Source organism: Citrobacter sp. wls757 (assembly GCF_005280935.1).
Classification (GTDB): domain Bacteria; phylum Pseudomonadota; class Gammaproteobacteria; order Enterobacterales; family Enterobacteriaceae; genus Citrobacter; species Citrobacter portucalensis.
Genome location: NZ_SZWU01000076.1, coordinates 247,753 through 256,295, shown reverse-complemented (window position 1 = coordinate 256,295; position 8,543 = coordinate 247,753). Strand labels below are relative to the sequence as shown.

At 46.6% G+C, this 8,543-nt stretch carries 7 protein-coding genes and 1 pseudogene; 4 read left to right on the top strand and 4 right to left on the bottom strand.

Annotated elements, in window-relative coordinates:
* Positions 1-45: 45 nt before the first annotated feature.
* From FDW94_RS21805 to FDW94_RS21795, 3 genes are all read right to left on the bottom strand, one after another.
* Positions 46-396, bottom strand: a complete 351-nt coding sequence (locus FDW94_RS21805; protein WP_137378247.1) for a hypothetical protein — start codon at positions 394-396, stop codon at positions 46-48.
* Positions 397-406: 10 nt separating this feature from the next.
* Positions 407-649: a hypothetical protein gene (locus FDW94_RS21800; RefSeq protein WP_111465757.1), complete on the bottom strand. Its 243-nt coding sequence runs from the start codon at positions 647-649 to the stop codon at positions 407-409.
* Between the two features lie 580 nt (positions 650-1,229).
* The gene (locus FDW94_RS21795) at positions 1,230-1,976 is read right to left on the bottom strand and encodes a MipA/OmpV family protein (protein WP_137378246.1); all 747 of its coding nucleotides are present in this window, start codon (positions 1,974-1,976) and stop codon (positions 1,230-1,232) included.
* Positions 1,977-2,409: 433 nt separating this feature from the next.
* Between FDW94_RS21795 and yeaG the strand changes: the two genes are divergently transcribed.
* Together yeaG and FDW94_RS21785 are read left to right on the top strand one after the other, a co-directional pair.
* Positions 2,410-4,344 (top strand): protein kinase YeaG, encoded by a 1,935-nt coding sequence (yeaG, locus tag FDW94_RS21790; RefSeq protein ID WP_003030707.1) that lies wholly within the window; start codon positions 2,410-2,412, stop codon positions 4,342-4,344.
* A gap of 121 nt (positions 4,345-4,465) precedes the next feature.
* Positions 4,466-5,749: a YeaH/YhbH family protein gene (locus tag FDW94_RS21785; RefSeq protein ID WP_008784519.1), complete on the top strand. Its 1,284-nt coding sequence runs from the start codon at positions 4,466-4,468 to the stop codon at positions 5,747-5,749.
* Between the two features lie 94 nt (positions 5,750-5,843).
* On the opposite strand, the gene FDW94_RS21780 is transcribed toward FDW94_RS21785, so the two are convergent.
* Positions 5,844-6,614, bottom strand: a complete 771-nt coding sequence (locus FDW94_RS21780) for a class I SAM-dependent methyltransferase (protein WP_008784518.1) — start codon at positions 6,612-6,614, stop codon at positions 5,844-5,846.
* A gap of 164 nt (positions 6,615-6,778) precedes the next feature.
* Here FDW94_RS21780 and dgcJ point away from each other — a divergent pair, with 164 nt between their 5' ends.
* Positions 6,779-8,269: a diguanylate cyclase DgcJ gene (gene dgcJ / locus FDW94_RS21775; RefSeq protein ID WP_137378245.1), complete on the top strand. Its 1,491-nt coding sequence runs from the start codon at positions 6,779-6,781 to the stop codon at positions 8,267-8,269.
* Positions 8,270-8,313: 44 nt separating this feature from the next.
* Positions 8,314-8,543: pseudogene (locus FDW94_RS24640) on the top strand (YbaK/prolyl-tRNA synthetase associated domain-containing protein); the annotation flags it as partial.

Genomic DNA, 8,543 nt, shown 5'->3' with positions numbered 1-8,543 from the left:
GATGTTCCCGGGCCGAAAAAATACAAAATCTTATCTACGAAGTGGTTATTTCAACCGACCTAAATATTTCCCCTCTTTCATAGCGTTGATTTTTCCGTTTTTATAGACGATAACGGAAATCAAATCTGCGCTATAAGACTGAGCTTCAGCACTATTCTCATCATTTGCTGCAGGTTTGCCATTAATATAAGCAATGCCATCAGCACCACGTTTAAAGTCCACTCCAAGTTTATTCACATGCACGGGCATGATTTTACTGGCGTGTACCGGGGCATTCGTGTCACTGACCATGGTTTTATGTTCATGCTGTAACTGCTGGCGGTAAGCCTCGCTAATGGCATAAGCAGGTGCAGCGAAGGAAACCACCAAAGCAACGATAATAATTAATTTTTTCATACGTTACACCTTAATACTTATCGTGTTTGTGGTGATGGCTGGAATTAGTATCATTAGTGCTATACAAGTTTTGCGCGTTTTCCATAGCCTGTTTTTCAGCGGCAGCATTGATTGTCGCCTGACGGTTTTGCTCCGCAACATAACAGGCATCACGGCTCACACCCTTGCTTTCGCAAGCATTCATGCGTGAAGCCTCGGTGGAACAACCAGCCAGAATCCCGCCCATCACAGCTATCATGATTAACTTTTTCATTATATATACCAGGTTTATTCTCAAAAAATCCACATGGCGAATTATATTTAATGCCATGAAGAGTTGCTGTCGATACTTTAAAGTTTAATTAATATCTGCAATGGGATATTTAATGTCAATTTTAATTTTTTCAGATAAATACCTAAAGATGTAAAATTAAAATCAATCGATTAATTTTTGTTTTTTCACATGAAAGTTAACTTTCGCCATGAGATAAACATGCTAAAAGAGTTATCAATAATTTTCATTGTGCTTAACAATAAGAAAATAACGCTTACCTCGATCGTAAACCCTAGTATTATCAACGCATTGTATAGCTACAAACCATTACCTCATGACAATGATTTGCTAAACCTTCACGACTTTATTTCATTCAAAAATGAATAGATAACAGGCTAATAAAATAGCAGGTTTATTTTTAGTAACAGCGACAGGAATAATACGTTAAAAATTCGTTGTAGCCTGACAGAATGTCAAATCAGCACAAATGATGAAATCTCATGTTTTAGATCAATATTCATATCGGTAGCGCACAAAAAAGCCCGCATGTCTGCGAGCTTGTGTTCAACACTGAATGTCATCAGAACTTGTAGGTCACACCCACTGAGAAGATGCCAGACCAGGACTTATCGACCATCGGACTGTCCTTCACTTCATCACTCAAGCGCACATAACGGCCAGTTCCGTATACGTTCCAGTTTCCAATGAAGTTATAGCTCGCGGTCAACTCCAGGTACGGATCCCATCCATCGTTAGCGTTGTAGCTTTTCAGACCACTGCGGCGAGACTCGTGATTGGACACGCCATAATAATAGTCGTTGTAGTTTTCGCTGCTGTACTGCACACCGATACCCGGCGTCAGAGTCAACCCACCATTAGTGTAACGGTAGAGCCAGGCCAGATCCCAGATAAAGCCGTTGCTGTTATCCAGAGTATCACCCGCCAGTGCAGTACGCAGGAAACCATACTGGGTGTTATGTACATACGAGAGGCCAGCCATCAAGCTGCTTTTACGCTTGTCGAGTTGGCGCAAAGCATGGCTATCGCTATCACCCGGCTTGAAATGCGTCGGATCATAGTACGCCATGATGGAAAGCTTATCTGCCGTGTCATTCCACAGATAGTAGCCGCCACCCAAGCCGTGGAACCAGACATTATCGCCTTCATAGGTGACAACCGGAACAGGGTAAACATCGCGGTCATACTGTTTGTACGGGCTGTTAATCACGCCGACACCCGCGCCAACAGTCCACTGACTTTCCGCCTGTGCGGTGCTAACTGCGGTTGCGGCAAGGACGCCAAGTGCCAGAAGTTTGAGTTTGGTCACAATCCATAATTCCTTATTCAAATGTGTAGCGGTCAAAGTGTAACCGCCAATACGCTTCAGCCCAACTATTTTACGTATTCGCCCCAGAATGTAACCCCCTAATTTCTCAGCGAGTGATGACATTTTGCTTGCAGGACGGTGAACACCGCATGAATCCCGCTCCAATTCTTTACATAAGATGTGCTTTTTTTGCTGATGAGTTATTGATATGCCATTGAAATTCATTTGCGCACACAGGCAAGTTTTGCAAATGCCATCTACGCTTAATTTTAGAAGGTGTATCACCGAATACGTTGATCTCCTGACCACCAAAATGGCATGAGAGTTGCTTATTTATTCAGCAGCGACGTCGTTCAGTTTACCTCTTCAGGGGCCTCTACTATTCATATGAACGGCTCTTAACATGTGCTAAAAAACGAAAGGACGGCATACCATGAATATATTCGATCACTATCGCCAGCGTTATGAAGCTGCCAAGGACGAAGAGTTCACGCTGCAGGAGTTTCTTACCACTTGTCGGCAAGATCGCAGTGCTTATGCCAACGCGGCAGAGCGGCTATTAATGGCTATTGGTGAGCCTGTCATGGTCGACACTGCCCACGAACCTCGACTTTCTCGACTCTTTTCGAATCGGGTAATTGCACGCTATCCCGCCTTTGAAGAGTTTTACGGCATGGAAGACGCCATTGAGCAAATTGTTTCTTATTTGAAACATGCGGCTCAGGGTCTGGAAGAGAAGAAGCAGATCCTGTATCTGCTGGGGCCTGTGGGAGGGGGGAAATCATCTCTTGCTGAGCGACTGAAGTCGCTGATGCAGAGAGTACCGATTTATGTCCTGAGTGCCAATGGCGAACGTAGCCCGGTCAACGATCATCCGTTATGCCTGTTTAATCCGCAGGAAGACGCGCAGATACTGGAAAAAGAGTATGGGATCCCGCGTCGCTATCTCGGTACGATCATGTCGCCCTGGGCTGCGAAACGTCTGCACGATTTCGGCGGGGACATTACAAAATTCCGCGTCGTCAAAGTCTGGCCGTCTATTCTGGAGCAGATCGCAATCGCCAAAACGGAGCCTGGTGATGAAAACAACCAGGATATTTCTGCGCTGGTCGGGAAAGTGGATATTCGTAAACTCGAACACCACGCCCAGAACGATCCTGATGCCTACGGTTATTCGGGTGCACTGTGCCGCTCAAACCAGGGGATTATGGAATTCGTTGAGATGTTTAAAGCACCGATTAAAGTGCTGCATCCTCTGCTGACCGCCACCCAGGAAGGAAACTACAACGGGACAGAAGGTATCTCTGCCCTGCCGTTTAACGGGATTATTCTTGCCCACTCGAACGAGTCTGAATGGGTAACGTTCCGTAATAACAAAAACAATGAGGCGTTCCTTGACCGTGTTTACATCGTCAAAGTGCCTTATTGCCTGCGTATCTCTGAAGAGATCAAAATTTACGAAAAACTGCTTAACCACAGTGAGCTGACCCATGCGCCTTGCGCACCGGGCACACTGGAAACGCTCTCTCGCTTTACCATTCTTTCTCGCCTGAAAGAACCTGAGAACTCGAGCATTTACTCGAAGATGCGCGTTTACGATGGCGAAAGCCTGAAAGATACCGATCCGAAAGCGAAATCCTATCAGGAGTATCGGGATTACGCCGGGGTTGATGAGGGAATGAACGGTCTGTCCACGCGTTTCGCGTTTAAGATCCTCTCTCGCGTCTTTAACTTTGACCATGCCGAAGTGGCAGCTAACCCGGTACATCTGTTCTACGTACTGGAGCAGCAAATCGAGCGTGAACAGTTCCCGCAGGAGCAAGCTGAGCGTTATCTTGAGTTCCTGAAAGGCTATTTGATCCCGAAATATGCTGAATTCATCGGCAAAGAGATCCAGACGGCTTATCTCGAATCCTATTCCGAGTACGGACAGAACATTTTCGACCGTTATGTCACTTATGCGGATTTCTGGATTCAGGATCAGGAGTATCGCGACCCGGATACAGGTCAGCTGTTTGACCGCGAGTCACTGAACTCAGAACTGGAGAAAATTGAGAAACCGGCGGGTATCAGTAACCCGAAAGATTTTCGTAACGAGATCGTCAACTTTGTTCTGCGTGCCAGAGCGAATAACAGCGGTCGCAATCCAAACTGGACCAGTTACGAAAAACTGCGCACGGTCATTGAGAAGAAAATGTTCTCCAATACCGAGGAGCTGCTGCCGGTCATTTCGTTCAATGCTAAAACCTCGACTGACGAGCAGAAAAAACACGACGATTTTGTCGACCGTATGATGGAAAAAGGCTACACGCGTAAACAGGTGCGTTTACTGTGCGAATGGTATTTGCGCGTACGTAAATCGTCTTAACATAAGTGCCCGGTGGCGCATGCGCTTACCGGGCTTGCAAAACAATGTTCCGTAGGCCGGATAGCACCAGCGCCATCCGGCACTTACAGACATGGCGAACAGTTGGCAGTACGGGGGGCTTATGACCTGGTTTATTGACCGGCGTCTTAACGGCAAAAACAAGAGCACGGTAAACCGCCAGCGCTTCTTACGCCGTTATAAATCGCAAATTAAACAGTCGATCTCCGAGGCCATTAACAAGCGTTCGGTGACTGATGTGGATAGCGGCGAATCTGTCTCTATTCCGACTGATGATATTAGCGAACCAATGTTTCATCAGGGACGTGGTGGCCTGCGCCATCGCGTGCATCCGGGTAACGACCATTTTGTGCAGAATGACCGCATTGAACGCCCACAGGGCGGCGGTGGCGGTTCAGGAAGCGGACAAGGCCAGGCCAGCCAGGATGGTGAGGGTCAGGATGAGTTCGTCTTTCAGATCTCTAAAGATGAATATCTCGATCTGTTGTTCGAAGATTTAGCACTTCCTAACCTGAAGCAGAATCAGCAGCGTCAGCTAACGGAGTACAAAACGCACCGGGCAGGTTTTACCTCTAACGGTGTGCCTGCCAACATCAGCGTGGTGCGATCCCTGCAAAACTCACTGGCGCGCCGCACGGCGATGACAGCGGGTAAGCGTCGCGAACTGCATGCTCTCGAAGCGGATCTGGAAACCATCGCGAAAAGCGAACCAGCACAGTTGCTGGAAGAGGAACGGTTACGCAAAGAGATTGCCGAACTACGGGCAAAAATCGAACGCGTGCCATTTATCGACACCTTTGATTTACGCTACAAGAATTATGAAAAACGCCCCGACCCTTCCAGCCAGGCGGTAATGTTCTGCCTGATGGACGTTTCTGGTTCAATGGATCAGTCGACCAAAGATATGGCTAAACGTTTTTATATCCTGCTGTATCTGTTCTTAAGCCGGACCTATAAGAACGTGGAGGTGGTTTATATTCGCCACCATACCCAGGCGAAAGAAGTGGATGAGCACGAGTTCTTTTACTCTCAGGAAACCGGGGGAACCATTGTCTCCAGTGCGCTGAAGTTAATGGATGAAGTGGTGAAAGAGCGCTACAACCCTGCCCAGTGGAACATCTATGCTGCACAGGCATCGGACGGTGATAACTGGGCTGATGATTCACCGCTGTGTCATGAGATTTTGGCGAAAAAACTGCTGCCAGTGGTCCGCTATTACAGCTATATCGAAATCACTCGCCGCGCTCACCAAACCTTGTGGCGTGAATACGAACATCTGCAATCAACTTTTGATAACTTTGCGATGCAACATATTCGCGACCAGGATGATATTTACCCGGTATTCCGCGAACTGTTTCATAAACAAAGTACGACCAGCAATAGTTAACCACCTAAACAAATCAGCCAGAGGTTATCTTCTCTGGCTGATTTTTTACGGGTGCTGTTTTTTCATCTTATCAATATTCATCCGTTTATCCTTTTTATTTTCCCTTTACAGAGCAGCAGGCAATGTAATTGAGTTGATGACGTTGCGAACGGAAGAAGCGAAACATTTTCAGGAAACGACGACGATTTTCGCTCGTGCGTAAGCCGTTAAACACAATTTTTACCGCCCCCGTAAGCCCTTCATCACGAACTAATCCGCGCGGCGACATCAGCGACATGTTGCCATTCTGCTGCAGGACCTGTTCGAACCCGCAGTTAAGAAACAAATCACGCCAGCCTTGTCTGGTCATTGGGCTAACGTTTGATTTCACCACATCGACAAGCTGGCCCTGATCGCCCGCGCCCAGTTTTTGGGCGGTGAACATAATATCGTGGGTGAGCAGACGCCCACCGGGCTTCAACACGCGATAATATTCGGCAATTAACTTCGCCTTCGCTTTATCGGCATACATTGTCAGCATGGCTTCGTTAATCACAACATCGAAACTGTTATCCGCAAAAGGAAGAGTGTTGGCGTTAGCAGCCATCACATGAATATGATTTTCCAGACCATTTGCCGCTACGTTATTCCTTGCATTTGACAGTGCGGTTTTATCCATATCAATGGCGTATACGGTACAGCCATAGCGTTGAACTAACTCTATCGCCGTCGTGGCCATGTTGCACGCCACTTCAAGTACCTGGCTGCCGGGCGTCAGCTGTGACTGGCTAAACAACCATTCTGTTGCTTCAACACCGCCCGGACGCAGACGGGTTTTGCCCAGGCTGGCTAAAAATGTATGACCCGCTTTTTCAGTCGCGCTCATTGGCCTGTCTCCTTTTTATAAGTTGCATTATAAATACAACATTAAGAGTTAAAGGTGAAGTACGCGAATGATTTTTATTTCAAAATGTCCTTTCCCGTAGCGTTAGAGCGGATGTATGCCGTGTGATAGACTGAAGTATCAGACTTACAGGGCTGTAAATCATTATGAAATTGCATCATAAAGCGCTCAGGATCTTTATCTCCGTCAGCGTAATTGTTTTGACATCTTCTTTTTTGGTTTATGAGCTCATTGCTAGTGATAAAGCAATGAATGCGTACATGCGCTATATCAATGAGAAAGCCGACTCCTCGTTTCTCTATGATAAGTACACAAATCAGAGCATCGCAGCCCATCTGATGCGCACATTTTCGTCCCCTCAGGGGCCTGCTTCTCTCGAACAGCAAAAAGTACTTTGCAACGCTTTCGACAGCGTTAACGGCACTCATGGGCTCAATCTCACTAAGCGCAACTATCTGCCATTACACGGTACGTTGCAGACCACCTCAACAAAATGTAGCGAACAGCTTGATGACATTTTTCTGCTGCCCTCTTTTGACCGGGCGGTCAATGTTAATCGCCAGCAGAAAGATTACGGTCAGGGATTAGGGACGCTGGAGTATAAATTTCGATATTACGTCGATCTCAAAAATAACTACGTTTATTTCTATGATGTGATCGACTCGCGGAAATTTGCGATACACAACTGGTCGTTTTTGCAAAAAGGTACGTTGGGAATCGACCAGAATGATATTGACGGTATTTTTACTGGCCGCACGGTGATCTCCAGTATTTATGAAGATAACCTGACCGAGAAAAAGGTGATGAGCTTTTTAACACCGGTTTACTACGCCAATAAGCTAAAAGGCGTGGTGATGGTGGATATTAATAAAGAGAATTTACAGAATATTTTCTATACCAGCGACCGCCCTCTCGTCTGGCGTTATCTTAACGTAACGGTCTCTGACACCAGTTCAGGTAAAGAGATCCTCGTTCAGAAAAGTGAAACCGATCTGTTCCGCTATGTTCACTATGAGAAGGACATACCTGGCGGTATACGTATCACCCTCTCACTTGATGTTATGTACTTTATTGTCTCGTCCTGGAAGATATTCGCCTTCTATCTACTGGCAACGATATTGCTGCTGAATATGGTCAGAACGCATTTTCGCTTGTATCACAACGTCACACGGGAAAATGTCAGTGATGCGATGACAGGGCTCTACAACCGTAAAATTTTAACGCCAGCGCTTGAGCAGCGTTTGCAACAGTTGGTGAACACAGGAACGCTCGTGACCTTTATCGCCATTGATTGCGACAAACTAAAAGTTATTAATGATACGTTGGGGCATAAGGAAGGCGATCGCATTATCACCATTTTGGCCAAAGCTATTCAAACGTCCATTCGCAAAAGCGACTATGCCATCCGCCTCGGCGGCGATGAGTTTTGCATTATCCTCATCGATCACCCCAGTGAATTAACGCCCCGCCTGCTGGAGAGGATTCGCTATAACTTACAAATTATTGCGCAAGATAGATCAATCAGCTTCTCTGTCGGGATTTATAATATGCAGCCAAACGACACCATTGATGATGCCTACAAAGCATCTGATGCACAGCTCTACCTGAACAAACAGAAAAAACGCACCGATGCGTAATTATTTTTCTGACAGGATTTTCATTGTTGTACCAGGAGTAAGTCATGACGGAAGTAAACAAAGGTAACGCAACGCACCAGCGTTTAATCTCCCTGTTGTCAGAACACGGTGCGACCTACCGCGTAGTCAGCCATGAAGCCGTAGGCAAATGTGAAGCTGTCTCTGAAATTCGCGGTACCGCACTGGGTCAGGGTGCAAAAGCGCTGGTCTGCAAAGTAAAAGGCAACGGCGTCAATCAGCATGTTCTGGCGATCCTCTCTGCCGATCAGCAGGC

What these genes read in the sequence shown, in the direction of transcription:
- FDW94_RS21800 (WP_111465757.1), bottom strand. Translation starts at nt 649, where the DNA reads ATGAAAAAGTTAATCATGATAGCTGTGATGGGCGGGATTCTGGCTGGT.
- yeaG (WP_003030707.1), top strand. Translation starts at nt 2,410, where the DNA reads ATGAATATATTCGATCACTATCGCCAGCGTTATGAAGCTGCCAAGGAC.
- FDW94_RS21780 (WP_008784518.1), bottom strand. Translation starts at nt 6,614, where the DNA reads ATGAGCGCGACTGAAAAAGCGGGTCATACATTTTTAGCCAGCCTGGGC.
- FDW94_RS21785 (WP_008784519.1), top strand. Translation starts at nt 4,466, where the DNA reads ATGACCTGGTTTATTGACCGGCGTCTTAACGGCAAAAACAAGAGCACG.
- dgcJ (WP_137378245.1), top strand. Translation starts at nt 6,779, where the DNA reads ATGAAATTGCATCATAAAGCGCTCAGGATCTTTATCTCCGTCAGCGTA.
- FDW94_RS21805 (WP_137378247.1), bottom strand. Translation starts at nt 396, where the DNA reads ATGAAAAAATTAATTATTATCGTTGCTTTGGTGGTTTCCTTCGCTGCA.